18 protein-coding genes are annotated in these 17,524 nt (G+C 36.1%); 6 read left to right on the plus strand and 12 right to left on the minus strand.

Annotated elements, in window-relative coordinates:
- Positions 1-250: 250 nt before the first annotated feature.
- Together CEY12_RS00600 and CEY12_RS00605 are read left to right on the plus strand one after the other, a co-directional pair.
- Positions 251-871 carry a DUF6134 family protein gene (locus CEY12_RS00600; protein ID WP_089025848.1) on the plus strand — a complete coding sequence of 207 codons (621 nt, stop codon included), beginning with the start codon at positions 251-253 and terminating at the stop codon, positions 869-871.
- A gap of 235 nt (positions 872-1,106) precedes the next feature.
- On the plus strand, positions 1,107-2,780 hold the full coding sequence (locus CEY12_RS00605; RefSeq protein ID WP_157676717.1) for a hypothetical protein: 1,674 nt from the start codon (positions 1,107-1,109) through the stop codon (positions 2,778-2,780).
- A 141-nt stretch (positions 2,781-2,921) separates the two neighbouring features.
- Here the strand turns inward: CEY12_RS00605 and CEY12_RS22425 are convergent, their stop codons facing one another.
- On the minus strand, positions 2,922-3,068 hold the full coding sequence (locus tag CEY12_RS22425) for a bacteriocin-like protein (protein WP_172821000.1): 147 nt from the start codon (positions 3,066-3,068) through the stop codon (positions 2,922-2,924).
- A 30-nt stretch (positions 3,069-3,098) separates the two neighbouring features.
- On the minus strand, positions 3,099-3,242 hold the full coding sequence (locus CEY12_RS22170) for a bacteriocin-like protein (protein WP_157676718.1): 144 nt from the start codon (positions 3,240-3,242) through the stop codon (positions 3,099-3,101).
- Positions 3,243-3,592: 350 nt separating this feature from the next.
- Between CEY12_RS22170 and CEY12_RS00610 the strand changes: the two genes are divergently transcribed.
- On the plus strand, positions 3,593-4,468 hold the full coding sequence (locus CEY12_RS00610; RefSeq protein ID WP_089025850.1) for an alpha/beta fold hydrolase: 876 nt from the start codon (positions 3,593-3,595) through the stop codon (positions 4,466-4,468).
- A 95-nt stretch (positions 4,469-4,563) separates the two neighbouring features.
- Here the strand turns inward: CEY12_RS00610 and CEY12_RS00615 are convergent, their stop codons facing one another.
- The 7 genes from CEY12_RS00615 to bla all read right to left on the minus strand — a co-directional run bounded on the left by CEY12_RS00615 (position 4,564) and on the right by bla (position 10,653).
- A complete protein-coding gene (locus CEY12_RS00615) occupies positions 4,564-5,685 on the minus strand; it encodes an agmatine/peptidylarginine deiminase (RefSeq protein WP_089025851.1) in 1,122 nt (373 codons plus the stop codon).
- Positions 5,686-5,753: 68 nt separating this feature from the next.
- Complete coding sequence (locus CEY12_RS00620; protein ID WP_089025852.1) at positions 5,754-6,569, minus strand: GyrI-like domain-containing protein; 816 nt, start codon at positions 6,567-6,569, stop codon at positions 5,754-5,756.
- A 107-nt stretch (positions 6,570-6,676) separates the two neighbouring features.
- Positions 6,677-7,072, minus strand: coding sequence for a DUF3574 domain-containing protein (locus CEY12_RS00625; protein ID WP_089025853.1), 396 nt, complete (start codon positions 7,070-7,072; stop codon positions 6,677-6,679).
- Positions 7,073-7,254: 182 nt separating this feature from the next.
- Complete coding sequence (locus tag CEY12_RS00630; protein ID WP_089025854.1) at positions 7,255-7,764, minus strand: transposase; 510 nt, start codon at positions 7,762-7,764, stop codon at positions 7,255-7,257.
- A gap of 2 nt (positions 7,765-7,766) precedes the next feature.
- Positions 7,767-8,222 carry a MarR family winged helix-turn-helix transcriptional regulator gene (locus CEY12_RS00635; protein ID WP_089025855.1) on the minus strand — a complete coding sequence of 152 codons (456 nt, stop codon included), beginning with the start codon at positions 8,220-8,222 and terminating at the stop codon, positions 7,767-7,769.
- Positions 8,223-8,436: 214 nt separating this feature from the next.
- Complete coding sequence (locus CEY12_RS00640) at positions 8,437-9,465, minus strand: rod shape-determining protein (protein ID WP_089025856.1); 1,029 nt, start codon at positions 9,463-9,465, stop codon at positions 8,437-8,439.
- 432 nt (positions 9,466-9,897) lie between these two features.
- A complete protein-coding gene (gene bla, locus CEY12_RS00645) occupies positions 9,898-10,653 on the minus strand; it encodes a subclass B1 metallo-beta-lactamase (protein WP_089025857.1) in 756 nt (251 codons plus the stop codon).
- A gap of 189 nt (positions 10,654-10,842) precedes the next feature.
- Between bla and CEY12_RS00650 the strand changes: the two genes are divergently transcribed.
- Positions 10,843-11,442, plus strand: a complete 600-nt coding sequence (locus tag CEY12_RS00650) for a DUF6624 domain-containing protein (protein WP_089025858.1) — start codon at positions 10,843-10,845, stop codon at positions 11,440-11,442.
- Between the two features lie 9 nt (positions 11,443-11,451).
- Here CEY12_RS00650 and CEY12_RS00655 read toward each other — a convergent pair whose 3' ends face one another.
- Both CEY12_RS00655 and CEY12_RS00660 read right to left on the minus strand, forming a co-directional pair.
- Positions 11,452-12,150, minus strand: coding sequence for a LytR/AlgR family response regulator transcription factor (locus CEY12_RS00655; RefSeq protein WP_089025859.1), 699 nt, complete (start codon positions 12,148-12,150; stop codon positions 11,452-11,454).
- A complete protein-coding gene (locus CEY12_RS00660; protein WP_089025860.1) occupies positions 12,150-13,910 on the minus strand; it encodes a histidine kinase in 1,761 nt (586 codons plus the stop codon). Before CEY12_RS00660 ends, CEY12_RS00655 begins: the two co-directional genes overlap by 1 nt.
- A gap of 14 nt (positions 13,911-13,924) precedes the next feature.
- Between CEY12_RS00660 and CEY12_RS00665 the strand changes: the two genes are divergently transcribed.
- Complete coding sequence (locus CEY12_RS00665) at positions 13,925-16,297, plus strand: outer membrane beta-barrel family protein (RefSeq protein WP_089025861.1); 2,373 nt, start codon at positions 13,925-13,927, stop codon at positions 16,295-16,297.
- A gap of 33 nt (positions 16,298-16,330) precedes the next feature.
- Here the strand turns inward: CEY12_RS00665 and CEY12_RS00670 are convergent, their stop codons facing one another.
- Positions 16,331-16,801 (minus strand): hypothetical protein, encoded by a 471-nt coding sequence (locus CEY12_RS00670; protein WP_089025862.1) that lies wholly within the window; start codon positions 16,799-16,801, stop codon positions 16,331-16,333.
- 275 nt (positions 16,802-17,076) lie between these two features.
- On the opposite strand from CEY12_RS00670, the gene CEY12_RS00675 reads away from it, so the two are divergent.
- Positions 17,077-17,502, plus strand: coding sequence for an HIT family protein (locus tag CEY12_RS00675; RefSeq protein ID WP_089025863.1), 426 nt, complete (start codon positions 17,077-17,079; stop codon positions 17,500-17,502).
- Positions 17,503-17,524 lie beyond the last annotated feature (22 nt).

The following is a 17,524-nucleotide window of genomic DNA, read 5'->3' on the forward strand; positions in this document are numbered from 1 at the left end:
CCTTTCAATACAGGAATGCTTTTATATGAATTTTTCAATTCTAATTTTAGTTACTACTTTAAAAAATTCCCATCTTACACATCTAGCATGTAAAAAACAATGTTCAGGATTATAAATTAGAACGTTGTTTCGTGATTAAGTTGTTTATTTTTAGTTTGTTATGTTATTTTTAAATAAAAGGTTCGCATTTATCCTATGGAACATTCCAAGGTTTCCCCATACCTAATTTTGCATCATAAATATCTTTATTATGAAAGCACTCCTGATTTTTTCGGTCATGTTGTTTAATTATTTTCAACCCGATATTGCACCACCGACCAGCAAAGAATATCTGAATTATTCTATTATAAAAGACAATAAAATCATTGGTAATATCCGTGTGGAACGTTCTTTGAAAGACGATGTTACCGAATATCTTTTTGAATCCCGAGCCAAAGTAAAAATACTTTACAGTATTGAGATTTATGACAAAATGGGGGTCACCTTTAAACAGAATATTCTGCAGCAGGCCAAACTTTATCGAACAATGAACGGGAAACTGAAAGTGAACAATACTGCTACCTGGAACGGAAGTTTTTATAATCTTTCGGACAAAGATGGAGCCAATGGTTCTCTAAAACAGTCTATTTTCAGCTCTACGGCAAGTCTGTATTTTAATGAGCCTGAAAAAATAAAATCTGTTTTTTCAGAGAAATTCCAAAAAATGATTCCTATCCAGAAGATTAATTCTAAAAAATACAAGATCGATCTGCCGAACGGAAACACTACTACGTACACATACAACAATGGAATTTGCACTTTGGTCGAGGCCAATACAGATTTTGCAAACTTAAAGTTTGTTCTTGATACAAACCTAAATAAGATCAATTAAAGAGCCATTACAATTGAATGTTATTTACTGGATAAATTCAAAATTAGAATTCTTTCTCAGGATCCTATCTCACTATTTGTTTAACATTTATTGCAGACGTGAGATAATTTTTGGTCAACTCAAAATTCATTAATGAGTGTATTTATGACCAGTATTTTCTTACCTTAGTAAAAGGTTTCACGTTTCTCGTAGGATCTAAATAAGAAATTTTTTTGAAAACTATAAATAGATATTCATGATGTTTCAACGTTCTCTAATTATTTTCGTCTTCTTATTCTTAGGTGTACAACAAGGTTATGGTCAATCAGCTGATATTAACCTTAAATTTAGGTATGAGAATAAAGTTAATCCTACAGGTATTGATGTATCTTATACTTTGTCCGAAGATTTTAGCAATAACACGGAGAGATTATTATTTTTATTAGATAAAATGTATCCATTACAAAGGAGTAGTGATACCGTGTCTAATTTGCAGGTAAAAGATAGGCTAGGAGTATTTCCTCTTAAACTTCAGACAGGTGATAAGTCAAATAGTTCAGACTATATAAACTGGAAGGCTCTACGTGCTCAGAATGGACCATTAACGGTTTCATATTATGTACCACTGGCGCCACGAATTGCTTTGAAAAGTGGACCTGTAAAAGACTTACAGGCTGCAGGGGATGGATTGTCAGGGGCAATCGGAAGTTTTCTGTTATTTCCTGACCATTCAAAGAAAATTACGATTAATCTCCATTGGACGTTAAATAACGGTCAGGAGGCTGTTTGCAGCCAGGGTTTTGGGAAAAATGTTTCGTTCCAGACATCTGTGATTGATCTTTTTGAAACACAATTTCTGGCAGGAAGCCTGTATTCCCATGCAAGCGCTAAAGCAAATATGGGATTTAGTATGTATGGACTGGGGCAGGAAATAAACAGTGAGTTGAATGCTTCTGCGGATTGGTATGAGAAGGCATATACAACCATAAGAGATAGTCTGAATGGGCCACCCACTTCCCCTTTTTATTATTTTTTCAGGTCTTACGACGGTAATCCGATGTCAAGTGGAAGGGCTACGAATGGATCGTTTCTTCTGTACCTTCCTAAACAAATGTCAATGAATGATGAAGATACAAAAGTACTATCAGCTCATGAAATGATCCATGTTTTTGTCTCGGACCTTATTGATCCTGATGGACTGACAGATTGGTATGTAGAGGGTATTGCCGATTATCTTTCAGTAAAATTATTGTACGATGGACAATTGATTAGCGAAAAAAAATATCTTGAAGTAGTCAATGAACAGGCAGCTGAATATTATACGAATACATTGAGGAATACACCGAACAAAAAAATACCAGAGGTTATGTGGTCGGGTACTAATGCATGGACTACGCCTTATACCAGAGGATCAATGTATTTTGCTGACCTTGAGGGAAAACTAAGGATGCACAAAACGAAAGTCACTGTGCTTGCACTGATTAACACATTGGATTCTATGAAAAAACGAGGAGAGCCAATCACTTCTGATTCATGGGTAAGCCTGCTGAAGAAAGAGGCCGGAGCATGGGCTGTAGCGGATTATGAAAGCATGTTGGCAGGCAATCTACTGATTCCGGTAGATAATGCTTTTGGTGAGAAGTTTAAAAGAAAACCTGTTAAGGCAAGATTTTTTGACCTGGGTTTTGAGTATCCAAAGTCTATCAAAGCTGGTGAGCAGATTAAAAATATAAAAGTCAATTCCCCTGCTGCAAGAGCTGGATTACAAGACGGGGATACGATCAACAATGCGGTAGACCTTATTCCGTTATACAGAAGTTATTCAAAATCTTTAACTATTGAGGTAAAAAGAAACGGTAAAGTAATTCCAATCACCTATGAGCCTCGTTCAACATCGGCCACTGCCTATATGTGGACGATTGCTAAATAGAAACAGCTGGCTAAAAATATTTAATCCAATCATTTGAGTAAGAGTATCTTTGGAATAATTACTTAATTTAAAGAGTTTGGTATAAATAAAAAACCTGCTATTAATTACTAATAACAGGTTTTTATTTTTACAATAAAGTTTTTAACTTAATATTTCACATGGTGCAAAACAATACAGCCATGGACATCTTTTTACTCCTGGAGGTGGACAGCATATTTCAGCACAGGTTACGGCTCCACCATTAGTGATCTTCAATTGATCTCTTGAAATTTTTTTTAAATTTTTCATAATAAAGTAATTTGGGGTTAAATTTGAAATTTATGGCTGATTTCCGCCACCACATCCGTCATATGCCGTGCACTGCCATTTGCCATTGATTAAGCATATTTGACCACCTGGACAGTTGATACCACCCTTAATTGTTTTCAAATCCTGTTTGTTGATTTTCTTTAAATTTTTCATAATAAATTTGGTTTAGTTCTATGCTAAAATTAATCAATTTTTATTAATAGAAATTAAGTTATCAAGAAAATGTTTTTGTTTAATTGCTTTTTATATAGTGGTTTTTACTTTTGTTTCGCAGGTATAGTGAAAATAATTTCTCATTTATGGAATCGATTAAATATCCGGAAAGGCTTTTGTTAATTGAGTTTTTTTTAAGCTAATGAACATCCTAAGGGCAAATGTTCCTTACGTAAAATCTTGCCTTATGGCAAGCTCGTTTTCATTGTGATTTGGTAATTTTGGTTAAGAGATTTGAAAGTGTGAGACTTGTATAATCAGAATATATAAACCAAAATCTAAATATTACTATGAAAAATTTAATCAAATTCAATCAACTCTTTAAACCATTGCTAATGGTTTTTGTTATGATGCTTACAGCATCATCATTATATGGACAGAAAATCAAACCGTCAAGTAGTGGATACGTACCTGTAAATGGTATCAAGATGTATTACGAAGTGTATGGAGAGGGTAAACCGATCATTTTATTGCATGGTGCTTTTATGACAATTGATATGAACTGGGGGCAGCTGATTCCGGAATTATCAAAAAATAGAAAAGTAATAGCAGTTGAATTGCAGGGACATGGACATACAGAGTTTTCGGAAAGGAAATTATCTCAGGCTACTTTAGCAAGTGACGTAGTAGGGCTAATGGACTACCTGAAAATTGAGAGTGCCGATGTTGCGGGCTATAGTTTTGGGGGGGCAATAGCGTATCAGTTTGCTATTCAAAACCCTAAAAGACTAAATAGTTTAGTGATTATTTCTGCCACCTATAAAAGTAGCGGCTGGATACCCGAAGTAGGCAATGCTTTTAAGAAAATGAAACCTGAAATGTTTACAGGTAGTCCTTTACAGACTGCATATGACGCTGTAGCACCTGATAAAACAAAATGGACAAAGTTCTTGCAACAGATGATGGCCACTGCCGGAGAACCATTCGATTTAGGTGATGCTAATATTGCGAAAATTTCTGCACCTGTATTAATTATAGCTGGAGATAATGACGGACTGGATAAAATTGAGTTGATGAAAACCTATAAATTACTAGGTGGTGGTGTTTCTGCGGATATGGGAGCGATGCCAAAATCACAATTGGCTATTGTTCCCGGACAGGGGCATGTAAGCCTGATGATGCAGACTTCAACAATTTTAAACTATTTGAATAATTTTCTAAAATAAACCAATGCTTTTGAAAAAGACAGATTAATTTCAACTTTAAAAACACTTAAGGTAAAAAGCAAAAGCGTATTCATTTTGAATACGCTTTCATTTTTCTATCTTGGCTGCTGTTGTGTTACACAATGCACCATTCCACCATTGGCAAATAGATTACGGCAATCGATTCCAACTACTGTTTTATCTGGGTACAGCTGTTGGATTATTTGATTTGCAACTACGTCGTTAGGGTCATTGTAATTGGGAACCAATACCCGGTTGTTTGCAATATAATAATTGATGTATGATGCGCGGCCAACATTTTTCCCATAAGTAGTCATCACATCATTTCTTGTCAAAGGAATCTTAACAAATTGATAAGTGGTACCATTTTTACCTGTTGCACTGTATAATTTATCAATATCATTATCCGGAACCTGCCAATAGGCAAGATCGTTAGAATTCATGGTGATAATTGTGGATGAATTGACAAATCTGGCAAACCCATCAATGTGCATATCTGTGATATCGAGGCCTGCTTTTCCTTCCAGCCAGATAAATTTAGTTATGCCTAAATTTTTGGTAAATATTGCTTCTGCCTGTTGTTGAGTCATTCCAGGATTTCTATTGGTATTAAGGATGGAGCTTTTACATGCCATTAATACCCCATTTCCATCAATTTCAACGCTGCCTCCTTCATTGATCATGACGGCATTAAGATTTACTTTTGGAGTACCATTGTCAGCTGCGATTTTAGAAGGAATTGTATTACAGTTGTTAAAATCAGCCTTATTACCCCAGCCATTAAATCCCCAATCCTGAATAAATAACTGTCCGTTTTTATCCTTTACATAGATGGGGCCATTGTCTCTTACCCAAACATCATCGGTTGGATAAAGCTTAAAATTGATGTTTGATAATGAAACTCCGGCGTTATTTAGCAGCCCCTCAATACGTTCTTTTTCTACACCATCATACGCAATGATATGAACCTTTTCACTTTGAGCAAGTTCTTTGGTCATAGCGACCCAGGTTGCATCCAGTCGGTTACGATAGGTCATACCGTATTGATACTGATGTGGCCATTGAAGCCATGTTCCCTCGTGGGGAGCCGATTCTTCAGGCATCTTGTAAACAATAGCATCGGGGCCGGTTGTATTTGAATTATCCGTAGACTCTCCCTGAGTACAGGAAAATAAAACAATAGGTAATAATAAAAGTGTGATTTTCTTTTGTTGCATAATTAATCTATTTTGATAGGACAAAATTAGATCGATAAATGCGCTCAGAGTTGTCCGGAATTGACAACTTACTTCAACGGCAACAAAATATAAGTTAATTGATCTTCCCGACCATCAGTATGTTTTTCATACTTTTCTATGATCGGGGAATGAGAGAATTCAAGACCGGAATTAAAGATCCATCGGGAATAGATCTTCGCATAGGTTTCGTCTATTGTTTCATAACCGCCATGGTGAGCAAAACGGGCATATTTACCTCCAAATATCATTTTTGAGGGTAATTTTTTATGTTTTGACTGCGATGTTGAACATGCATCATAGCGACAGTTTATTTCAGTTTTAATTAATGGCTCATCAACGATTACCCCAAAATATTCCGTCTCTGAAATAGGAAATTCATTTTGCATAAACTTTTCCCATAACCATTCGATTTCCTCATTGTTGTAATAGGTTTGAATGCTCTGATAATAGATCTGCATTGGCTTGAGGTATACCATTTCGGGTTCTAACAGGATGTCCGATGTTACTGGAATCAGATCGGGACCGCAAAGTAGCTTTTCCTTGCTTAATTTTGCTGCCTTTGGGGAAATCCCAAAATGCTGCTTAAAAGCTTTGGAAAAAGAGGCAATATTTGCAAAACCCACTTCAAGAGCAATAGAGGTAAGGCTTTCCTTACTGTAAAGAATTAATTTGTAAGCATTTTCTACTTTTAATCTTTGCTGGAAAGCACCGATGGTTTCCCCACAGCTATACTTAAAAATACGTTGTATATTTCTGTAAGAATAATGCGATACATCTTCCAGATCCTTAACAGAGATTGGTTCGTCATAATTTTTCTCGATAAAATGTATCGTCCTGTAAATACAATTCATCTGCTCTTCCATAAGCAAAGATATTTCAGATGAAAGCTACAAAAAATAAAGATAGGCTACTATACTTTTAGATTGATCGGGCAAACCTTTCATTTTTTAAGAAATAAATAAAATGAAGATTATGTTTTGCTGATAAACTTAACCCTAGGTTTACTATCTATCCTTAATACACTTTGTTGTTGAAATTTGCGGATGTATTTCTGTGTAACGCTGTCCAGTAATGCATTTCTTTCTTTGGTTGGCTTACCGATAAAAGTAACGACTTTTGTATTTTCTGATATCGTTAATTTTGTCTGTGTGTCTTTCCATTTACCCACAGCATCGGTTTCGGTGTATCCTTCAGGAAAATAGCCTGTTATCACGTTATCAGAGAAATCTTTCCATTGTTGTGGAGTTACATTTCCACCGGTAGGAATATTGGTGCCAAAATACAGGTCGGTTCGCTGCATTGTGGCACATGAAACAAGAGCTAAGCTTAAAATAGCCGGGATTATCAGTTTTTTTTGTGTTTTCATGAGGTTATAAATTTTAGTCGTGAGGGAAAAATTTTATGATACGATATCATTTTGTGGCTGGAAATAATAATTGCTTTTCATCGTTGAGATCCATTTATTAATCTGCAGTTCGGTCAACAAATATAAAATTTTATTGCAACAATTCAATCCGATAAAGCATATGATAAGTCCGCAAATTCAGATTATAGGCGAATTTGAAATAGCTTAACGCATAATGGAATAAGTCCTAAAGAGATAATTATAAAAATGAGAACTCTTACATAATTAAGTTTTTGCCATAATGATACTCTTGAAAGCAGGTCTTTTGGGAATTGTTGTGATTCTGCTATTTTCTGGAAATCTATAATTTGAGGAGCAAAGAAAGATAAAGTCCAGACTCTTACCATTACGTGAAGAATAAATAGTACTAATAACCAATTTTTAACAGGGTCGATTTTCCAGCAGAAAATAATACTAAGAATAAATGCAACTTCATGGATAGAATGCAAAACAATCCAAAAAACTTTAAGACTAGCTCCATTTCCATCAAGAAGTAGTTTAAAATTTTGGGGTGGGGAAGAAGCCCACTTAGGAACAAAAACAAGGGTTTCAAAAATCTGGGCTCCATTCATTAAAAAATAAAGCAACGTTGTAATACAAAGCCATACTTCGGCTCTTGTTACATAACTGATGGTTAGATTTTCTACATTCATGATTATTTTTGGTTTAAATGATCCGAGGTTTCTTTCATTATTGCTGTTGCCTCAGTGAAATACCGTTCAACAACTTGCAATTCATCTTCTGAAAAAGTAGATATAAGTTTAACCGTTTTTTGCTGCAATTCATCAAAAAGTGGTTGCAGTAATTTCATTGAATTGTCAATATTAGGAATGACGATTACCTTTCTTCTGTCTTCTTTAGTAAACTCTCTTCTAAGCAATTCTTTTTTTTCCAAACGATCAATTAATGCGGTTACAGCCCCTGTCGTCAGTCCTGTTAGTTTTGATATCTCACCCGCTGTAATTGATGAATGCTGTAATATAAGTCCTAAATACTTATGATCTGTTCCTGTTAAACCTGCTTTTCGTGCTATTGCCTCATGCATAATAATGGAAGCATCAGAGTATTGTTTGCTTATCGTTTTGAAATGCTCTATTTTTTTCTTATCCATTAATATAATTATTTATAAAGTATCTTAGGTGTAAAGATATTATTTTATAATGATATTTTAGTATGATTTCAATTTTTTATTTGTACTTATTGTGATCGACTGAGTGATAGCCGGTGTTGAAGGTATAGCATGTCCTTTTTGTCAGTATAAAAGGTTAAAACAAAAAAAGCCTTTAAATAATAGAATTTAAAGGCTTTCTTGTTTTTTATGATGACTAGTTACTCATAAGAAATCTAAACTTATTGATATTTTTAAGAGCGATACCCGTTCCGCGTACAACAGCTCTCAAAGGATCTTCAGCAACACATACAGGCAATCCCGTTTTTTTATGGATCCTGTCAGCCAGCCCATGGAGAAGAGCCCCTCCTCCAGCAAGGTATATCCCAGTTTTATAGATATCCGCAGCGAGTTCAGGAGGCGTTAGGGAAAGGGTTTCCATAACTGCATCTTCAATTCTCATCAAAGATTTATCCAGTGCCTTGAAAATCTCTTTATAATTGACCATGATCTCTTTGGGTTTACCGGTAATCATATCTCTTCCCTGTACAGGAATGTCTTCCAGAGGATATTCCAGTTCTTCCAGTGCAGATCCTATTTCTATTTTTATTCTTTCAGCAGTTCTCTCTCCAACATATAAATTGTAGTGTGATCTTAGGAAATAAGCAATATCATTCGTAAAAACATCCCCTGCTATTTTTAAAGATCTGTCACAAACAATGCCTCCAAGTGCAATGACTGCTATTTCTGTAGTTCCACCTCCTATATCCACAATCATATTTCCCTCCGGATTCTGAACGTCAATTCCGGCCCCAATAGCAGCTGCCATCGGTTCATAGATCAGTTTTACTTCTTTTGCATTAACCTTCAGCGCAGAATCCTTCACCGCTCTTTTTTCAACTTCAGTAATTCCTGAAGGAATGCATATTACAATTCTCAGCGCAGGCTGGATAAATCTGCCCTTGATTCCCGGTATCTGTTTTATAAATTCTTTGATCATGTGTTCAGAAGCATGAAAATCTGCAATGACTCCATCTTTTAATGGACGTACGGCTTTAATATTTTCATGGGTTTTCCCTTGCATAAGCTTCGCCTGTTCTCCGACAGCAATTGGTTTTCCTGTAGTACGGTCTATAGAGACTATGGAGGGCTGATCAATGATAATTTTGTTATTGTGTATGATTAAAGTATTAGCGGTTCCAAGATCCATTGCGATCTCTTGCGTAAACATATCAAATAGCCCCATCTTTTTTCGTTGTTTTTATAGGCTGCAAAGTACGGCTTTATGTATTAAAATAACAGCCTCTGAGTTATGTTATAGGCGTTAAATTTGTGTTAATTATCGTTTAAATGATTTCAATGGAGAGGGGACTTTCTATTGATAATTTTGCGATGCATTATTGAGGGATAAATTTCAGAGAAAAGAATAATGGTTTGCGGTAGGGGTAAAAAAAATCCCCAGAAAAATCTGAGGATAAAAACTAATAACCATGAAAACTCAAATTAAACATGAGTTGCTTATGGTATTGAAAAATTGTGCCAATAATTTACCGACAGAAATAAATTAAGACTTTTTAAGACTTTTTGTGAGAATATAAGAAAATAGCCCCATCAATTTTCTGAATTATAGAAGCAAAAAATGAAATTTTGGGGTTTAGGATAACATTTTTTATAGGTTTTATTTTTTAAAGAGCTTAATTGTATAATCAAGTAATTCTTTATTTCCATATTCCCCATGACCCGGAATAACAATTTTTACATTAGGATATTGCTTTTTAATATTTTCAACCGTATTTGACCAGGCAGAAACATTTGAATCTCCTAAATAACCTTTGCTGGCGCCAATTTCTTTTATAAGACAGCCTCCAAACATGATGTTTTCACTTGGAAAATAGCCAATGACATTATCTTTAGTGTGGCCTTCTCCAAAGAATTTTACAACGACATCTTCGTTACCTACTTTGAGAAGTAATGAATCCTGAAAACTGTTTTTAGGAATAGTATAGCGATTTTCTTTAGCCAATTCTATGGTTTTAAAATAAGCGTATGAAGAGATCTGATACTGATCAAATGCTTTTAGCCCACCTAAACAATCACTATGAAAATGAGTAGGAACGATAGCATTTATTTTACAGTGTAATGTTTCTTTAATCCATTTGATGAGCTTTTCAGAGCTTTTATCATTGGTAGGAGTGTCAAATACAACAGCTTCATTGCTATTGGTGACAATCAGACCATTACAGGGAACATTCCCAAAATCATGAGTTTGCTGAAAAGAGGTGTGCTCAAAAGAATTTTTAGAAATCTGAGTAATGATTAAATCATCACTTTTGTATACAACTTTAGGTTTGAACACCTCTTTTTTTTGAGAATTGCAATTTAAAGTAATTAAGGAAAGTATAATTATTAATGATATTTTTATAATGATTTTCATTTTGTTACGCTATTTTTGATAGAATTTAAACTTTGAATCCGGATCTTTATACGATGCTATTCCATATTAAATAAAATTAAGAAAAAAAGGAAGCCGGAAATAATATCCGAAGAAAAATTAAAAATACAACCAGAGTTCGGAGATACATTTAATTTTATAATCACTTCTGAATAATTTTTAAATAAAACGATGAATTATAAAAGCTTTGCAAAAAGGATTATTCAACTCAGGGAAGCAGATCTTGAATTTCGTGATCATCTTATCCGAAAAGGACAACTTGGAAATGGATATCATACAGGTATGGAGGAACTGCATAACAAAAATGCGGCAATATTGGGTGAAATCATCAGTGCTATAGGGTATCCCACAACAGATAAAGTGGGTACTGAAGCCAGTGAAGCAGCCTGGCTGGTTATCCAGCATTCAATTGGTCGCCCAGAATTTATGAAAGACTGTGCTGTACTCTTAAAAGATGAAGTGGATCATGGAAAAGCTGATCCCAAAAACTGGGCTTATCTGAGCGATCGGATTGCCGTATTACAAGAAAAGCCCCAACTTTATGGAACTCAGTTTGATTGGAATGAAAACGGAGAACTAAGTCCAAATGCTTTTGATAGTCTGATGCAGGTAAATGAGAGAAGACGGTCTATAGGGCTTAATACACTCGAGGAACAAATAGAACTGATCCGGAAAAGGGTGAAAAAAGAAAATCAACTTCCACCGAAAGATTTTGATGAGAGAAAAAAGGAAATGAACGAATGGCGAAAAAAAGTAGGCTGGATCAAGTAAATTGTAAAGTCAGATCATCTTATTTTTGAGTTCTTTATATTTTGAACGTCCGATGGGTAATATCTCACCTGTCTTAAGTATAAGTTCATATCGGCTGCCTGGACTGACGACGATCCTTTCAGCCTGTTGAAGATTGACCAGATAAGATTTATGAATTCGCTCAAATCTATCCGGAAGAAGCTGTTGCAGTAACTCAAGTGATTTGTCGTGAAGTTCCTGCTGCCCGTTTTTAAGACAGAGTTCTGTATAAATTCCTGCGCCTTTAATGTAAATAACTTCACTAATATTGATTAACCGGATTTGCCCTGATTTCTTTACTGCTAGGTATTTAACACCTTCCTCAGATTTTATGGCCGGACTGATAAATCGGTTCAGTGCCTGAAAAAGCCTTGTCTGATCAAAAGGCTTGGGAACAAAATCAAGTACACCATACGCAAAAGCGGTAATGGCTTTATCAATATTAGCTGAAACAATAATCGTGTGAAACGAAGCGGCCACCATTTGCTCCAACACTTCAAACCCATTGTCTCCATTGAGATTAAGATCCAGCAAAAGCAGATCAGGAAGTTGGAGGGTAATTTCATCAAGTCCTTTTTGCAGGGAATCACAGACTACAATCCGGACAGGCTTATTGCCAAAAAATTCGGTTGTCATCCGTTGCAAACGACGGGCGATTCTGGCTTCGTCTTCTATGATCAGTATATTCATTATGATAAAATTTGAATGGTGGATCTCCAACCTTTTTCTGTGGCACCAGAAATGAATTTCCAGTTATCTCCATAGCTTTCAGTGAGACGTGCTTTGATATATTTAAAACCATTGCCACCTGTTCTGTCTGTTATTATTTGTTGATTCTTTGCGATGGTTTCAAATACATATTGCTTACTTTCCTTTGAAGCGGAGTAATGCAATACAAAAGTAATGGTGTTTCCGGGAAGTGGTTCACTATGGGTAATGCCATTTTCCAGCAATGTATGAATAATAGCGGGAGGGATGAGCTGTGTTTCATCTATCCCGATTTGCTCCCACCGATAATTGATTTCTTTACGGAAACCCATAACAGAAAGATGCTGACGGCAAAGCTCCAGTTCCTTTGTCACAGGGATCAGGGTTTGTTCAGAAATTTCATTCATAATGTCAAATTCTGAGGCTAATGCTTGTATAAAAAGGGCTCCTTCCTTTGGAGATTCTTCAACCCAATCCATCATCGAGGTCAGGGTGTTTCTTAAAAAATGAGGTTGAATATTCTTTTTAAGCAGTTCCAGTTGCAGCTTTGAGGATAGGAGTAAAGCATGCTGATGTTCAGCTTCAATCACGCTGGTTCTGATCGAATGCAGATAGAGCATACACAATACAATTATTGTAAAACTGATAAATAGTCCATAATCATAAAATATAAATTTAGCCACCAGAGCACTTATGATAAGGCCCACCAATAAAATAAAGCCACCCTTTTCTTTTTGAATAATAGCATTCAGGACGACGATAAAGTTGGCGATCAGCATGGCAAGGCTATAAAGGCGGGCAGTCAGGTCATAATGTCCATAATTTGATACATATAAAAATATTAATGTTCCAAGTAAAGCAGTCATTAACCATATTCCCTTTTTAAACTTAAACTGGATGATAAAATAGGCAGGGACGAGTAGTGCATTAGCAAATGTAAGCCAGCCTATGATTTCCAGCCGTATAAAGAATTCAGAGTAAGGGATCACCACATGAAATTTCAGGTATTCCATGATCAGTAAAGCGAAGAAAAGAAGACATATGGTGCCAAAGATCAGGATATCCCAGTGTCTGCGTTTGCTGTTCAGGAAAAGAAAAAAGTAATACACTGCTGCAATAAGAAAAGCACCGGCCATCAGGTTCATGTAGGACATAGTAACCAATGGTTTTGTCAGTAAAGAATTATAAGGGTCTATTTTAAATCCGATGCTGCGTTGGACATGCGGAAGTAAGGATTGTGAACTCCTTAAGGCAACCGTATGAAAACCGGGTGAAATCAGATGATCCGGAATCCTGAAATAACTGCTTTCTGTACCAGGTATTTCAGGTTTGCCATTTTGAGGAATTTTTCCGTTATTCCCGATAAATACGCCATCCCAATAAACATCAAATGATCCAAAGGATTCAATCTGGAGGCCAAGGGGTAAGAATTGGTCTTCAACCTGACGGATTTCCAGATGTGTCCGGGACCAGAAGATATTGTTGCCGGTATTGCCTCTATCCTTAGTCCAGTTTTTATCATTATAGTCTTTGGAAGCCCAGGCTAAATCATCACCTGTTTTGTAAACAGGTATGGGGTCTTCCGTACGAATCACAGATGGGTTCAGTATGCCGAGAAATATCAGCAAAAACATAAAATGATGCATATTGTAAATATACAAGGTAATTCGTAAAAAAGGATAGCCGTTTGAAAGCCTGTAGAGCAGTTCACATGTTTTTACTTCTACCGGAATGACCGGCATTCTAATTTTACATCATGAAACAAATAATACTTTTTCTGATCATGGTAACTGTACAATACTCCTTTGCACAGCAGGCCCAGATAACCGGCATGATTAATGAAAATCCATCTACTCCTTTGGCCTATGTCACTGTAATACTAACTGATAATACAGAAAAGCCTGTTGTTACCAGTATTTCTGACACAAAAGGAATATTCCGGTTGGATAATATACCTGTTGGGAATTATACAATCAGTTATAAATTGATGGGTTTTAAAACCATTATTAGACCCATAAACATTAGTCTGGGGGGGAGTGTAAACATTGGAACCATAGTTTTAGAGCCTGATGCAAAATTATTACAGGAAGTTGCCTTAAAAGGGCAGCGTGGATCGGTGAGTTTAAAACTTGACAAAAAAGTTTTTGAAGTCGGAAAAGATGTGCTCTCCCAATCAGGAGCGGTAACGGATCTTTTGAATATGGTCCCTTCAGTGAGTGTAAATCCTGGCGGTGGGATCAGTTTACGGGGCAACAGCAATGTACTGGTATTGATCAACGGGAGGCGAACGGGATTAACACAGGGAAATGCGTTGGAACAATTACCTGCTGACCAGGTGGAACGGGTAGAAGTGATTACTAATCCTTCTTCCAGGTTTGATGCAGCCGGTTCGGCCGGAATCATTAATATTATCCTGAAAAAGAATAAAAAAGCAGGTTTTAGTGGTCAAATGCGTGTTGTGGGTGGTATTCCGAACGAAACCAGGATCAGTCCCAGTATTAATTTTAAATCGAATAAACTCAATTTGTTTGCTACTTATGGACTGAGATTATCCGATTATGTGGGATTATACACCATGCAACAATCTACCGGGCTTTCTGGTACACCGGTTTACCTGAATCAGCGCCAGGATGAGAACAGGCATGATGATGCCAGATTGCTGTATTTTGGTGCAGATTACCAGATCGATGAGCATAATACAATTACTGCCGCATTTCTCCGAAATTCGACAAGGGATCATGATAAGTCAAGGCTGAACTACCTTTACTCAGACAAAAGAGGTGTGCTTGATAGTAGTTTAACTCGTAATGGAGAATCCTGGGAGAAAAGAAGCTATAATCAGCTGGAATTTAATTATACCAAAAGCTTTGATCGAACAGGTAAGAAATTGACGGTGGATATGCAATATGATTTTTGGGACAGTGACAAGGAATGGAATCTGGAAACCAGTCGGATTTTCCCCTTACCCAATACATTTCCAACGATCAGGACAAGTTCAATCGGGGGAAGTAAAGACCTGATGATTAAAACGGATATGATACAACCACTGGATAGTACCTCCACACTTGAATATGGATTAAAAGTAGAGGATCGCAGGGTAAACACTGATTTTATTGCTGAACAACAAAATGTTTCAGGTTGGGAGATCATTGACCAGATTGATAATCATCTTTTGTATAAAGAACTGATCGGAAGTGCCTACGTACAATTTTCCGGGAAGAAAGGTGATTTTAGCTACCAGGGAGGATTGCGTGGTGAACTTACCCGGATAGGAATTGAAGACCGAATGGGCAGTTATACCAATAATAAAAATTATGGACGTCTATTTCCAACGATCAATATGAGTTATCATTTTAACAAAGAAACCACTCTGCAGGGGAGCTACAGCAAACGGATCAACCGGCCGTCCCTGAATATGATCTATCCTTTCAATGAACTGACTGATTTGAGTACCCGTTATGTTGGCAATCCGGATCTTAATCCATCTTATGCTCATGTATTTGAACTAGGTTTTTTAAAGAACTGGAAGACGCTTACTTTTAATCCTTCGCTGTATTATCAAAGAAATAATGGAGTTATTGAAGATTATACCTACAGAAACCCTGATGGACTTTTCATTACAATGCCAGTCAATATCGATAAGGAAACCCGGATGGGTATGGAATTGTCGTTATTGTATAATCCTGCTAAATGGTTGCAGGTTAATGCGGAACTTAATTTATTTCATTATGCTAAAAAAGGTCTTTATCAGAATCAGATCTTCGATTATTCAGGGGACACTTTTACTTCACGGGTAAGTGCCCAATTGAAATTGAAAGATAAGCTTGCTTTCCAGACGGTATATAATTTCCGGGGTGCTAATGCTACAGCACAAACCCATACAAATGCGGTACACAGTATTGATTTTGGATGTAGTAAAACTTTCTTAAAAGATAAGGCTACCGTTACATTTGATGTCAGTAACCTTTTTGCATTACGGAAATTAACAAGTAGTACGGTAGGATCAGATTACGTAATCAATCAGATGAATATTCCTAATGCTGCGCGATATAGGTTGACACTGGTCTATCGTCTTAATCTAAAAGATAATCAGAATGTGAGACAGGCAAAAAGTGGAAATCGGGATTAAAGAAATCTCATCATGTCAGAAACTGATCTTAATTTAGCATTTTAGAATAAAGCCAAGACCCATTTTAAAGTTGGTATTATAAAGAGACGAAGGCATTTTTTTCTTTTTTAAATAATTAAGTATTAAGCTGTCTAATTCTTTACGCTGTTTTTTAGTCAAATTGCATTCTATAGCCTCATAATCCTTATTCATCTTTAATAATTGACCCGTGTCATTGATATGAAAAATATAAACCAGCCTTAATTTTCTGCAAGGAGTGCAGCCCACTGAAATTCTATGTTTTATCAAGTACGGCGAGATACATTTTCCCATAACATCATCATTGATAACAGACCAATCCAATGTTTGAAGATCGTTTAATTCATTTGTTTTGACGGTTGCTTTTGGACTTGTTGTTTTCGGGGCTGCCGATGGGGTATGGTTGAGTGATTTTTTATCCTTTTCACAACTGAACAGGAGGAGCAATAGGCAAAAAGAAAATAGGATTGAGGGTATTGCTTTCATAATATGTTGACAAAATTGGTAAACACTTTAATTTTCTGATAGAAACCTTTTTAGCTATTGTAAGATTCTGATAGGAGCGAATAAAATATCATGTAAATTTATAAAACAATTATTAAGAATATCATGCTATTTCATATAAGTTGTTGATATATAATCTTGTTCATCTTTCATTTCTGCTGTTTATGAATATAAGCCAGTTCCTTTAATCATGTACTTTGAATATTTTGGCGCCAACATCTCAAGACATTTTATTATTTTTATAGAAAATAAACATGATGACCGACTGTATTTTTTGTAAAATAATCAACAGAGAACTTCCCGCCAGTATTATTCATGAAGATGATCATGTGATTGCTTTTATGGACATACAACCCGTTAATCCGGGGCACATATTGGTCGTTCCAAAAGTTCACAAAGAACTTATTGCGGAAGTTGATGAGGACTTAACTTCCAGGATGTTTAAGATCGCAGCTAAAATTAATCGTGCGATCAGAAAATCGAATATACATTCTGAGGGTATTAATTATTTTCTTGCGGATGGTGAGGCGGCTGGACAGGAAGTTTTTCATACCCATCTGCATATTTTTCCAAGATTCCGGAATGATGGTTTTGGGCTGAGGTTCAGCGAAAATTACACCCAGCTGCCACAACGGGAAGAACTGGATGAAATTTGCGTAACGATTAAGGAATCGATGGAATAGTAAGTCTTCAAACGGCGTTATT

Origin of the sequence: Chryseobacterium sp. T16E-39, assembly GCF_002216065.1 — a bacterium.
GTDB lineage: Bacteria > Bacteroidota > Bacteroidia > Flavobacteriales > Weeksellaceae > Chryseobacterium.

Coding starts and splice junctions, on each gene's coding strand:
- CEY12_RS00600 (WP_089025848.1), top strand. CDS start 251: ATGAAAGCACTCCTGATTTTTTCGGTCATGTTGTTTAATTATTTTCAA.
- CEY12_RS00605 (WP_157676717.1), top strand. CDS start 1,107: ATGATGTTTCAACGTTCTCTAATTATTTTCGTCTTCTTATTCTTAGGT.
- CEY12_RS22425 (WP_172821000.1), bottom strand. CDS start 3,068: ATGAAAAATTTAAAAAAAATTTCAAGAGATCAATTGAAGATCACTAAT.
- CEY12_RS22170 (WP_157676718.1), bottom strand. CDS start 3,242: ATGAAAAATTTAAAGAAAATCAACAAACAGGATTTGAAAACAATTAAG.
- CEY12_RS00610 (WP_089025850.1), top strand. CDS start 3,593: ATGAAAAATTTAATCAAATTCAATCAACTCTTTAAACCATTGCTAATG.
- CEY12_RS00615 (WP_089025851.1), bottom strand. CDS start 5,685: ATGCAACAAAAGAAAATCACACTTTTATTATTACCTATTGTTTTATTT.
- CEY12_RS00620 (WP_089025852.1), bottom strand. CDS start 6,569: ATGGAAGAGCAGATGAATTGTATTTACAGGACGATACATTTTATCGAG.
- CEY12_RS00625 (WP_089025853.1), bottom strand. CDS start 7,072: ATGAAAACACAAAAAAAACTGATAATCCCGGCTATTTTAAGCTTAGCT.
- CEY12_RS00630 (WP_089025854.1), bottom strand. CDS start 7,764: ATGAATGTAGAAAATCTAACCATCAGTTATGTAACAAGAGCCGAAGTA.
- CEY12_RS00635 (WP_089025855.1), bottom strand. CDS start 8,222: ATGGATAAGAAAAAAATAGAGCATTTCAAAACGATAAGCAAACAATAC.
- CEY12_RS00640 (WP_089025856.1), bottom strand. CDS start 9,465: ATGGGGCTATTTGATATGTTTACGCAAGAGATCGCAATGGATCTTGGA.
- bla (WP_089025857.1), bottom strand. CDS start 10,653: ATGAAAATCATTATAAAAATATCATTAATAATTATACTTTCCTTAATT.
- CEY12_RS00650 (WP_089025858.1), top strand. CDS start 10,843: ATGAATTATAAAAGCTTTGCAAAAAGGATTATTCAACTCAGGGAAGCA.
- CEY12_RS00655 (WP_089025859.1), bottom strand. CDS start 12,150: ATGAATATACTGATCATAGAAGACGAAGCCAGAATCGCCCGTCGTTTG.
- CEY12_RS00660 (WP_089025860.1), bottom strand. CDS start 13,910: ATGCCGGTCATTCCGGTAGAAGTAAAAACATGTGAACTGCTCTACAGG.
- CEY12_RS00665 (WP_089025861.1), top strand. CDS start 13,925: ATGAAACAAATAATACTTTTTCTGATCATGGTAACTGTACAATACTCC.
- CEY12_RS00670 (WP_089025862.1), bottom strand. CDS start 16,801: ATGAAAGCAATACCCTCAATCCTATTTTCTTTTTGCCTATTGCTCCTC.
- CEY12_RS00675 (WP_089025863.1), top strand. CDS start 17,077: ATGACCGACTGTATTTTTTGTAAAATAATCAACAGAGAACTTCCCGCC.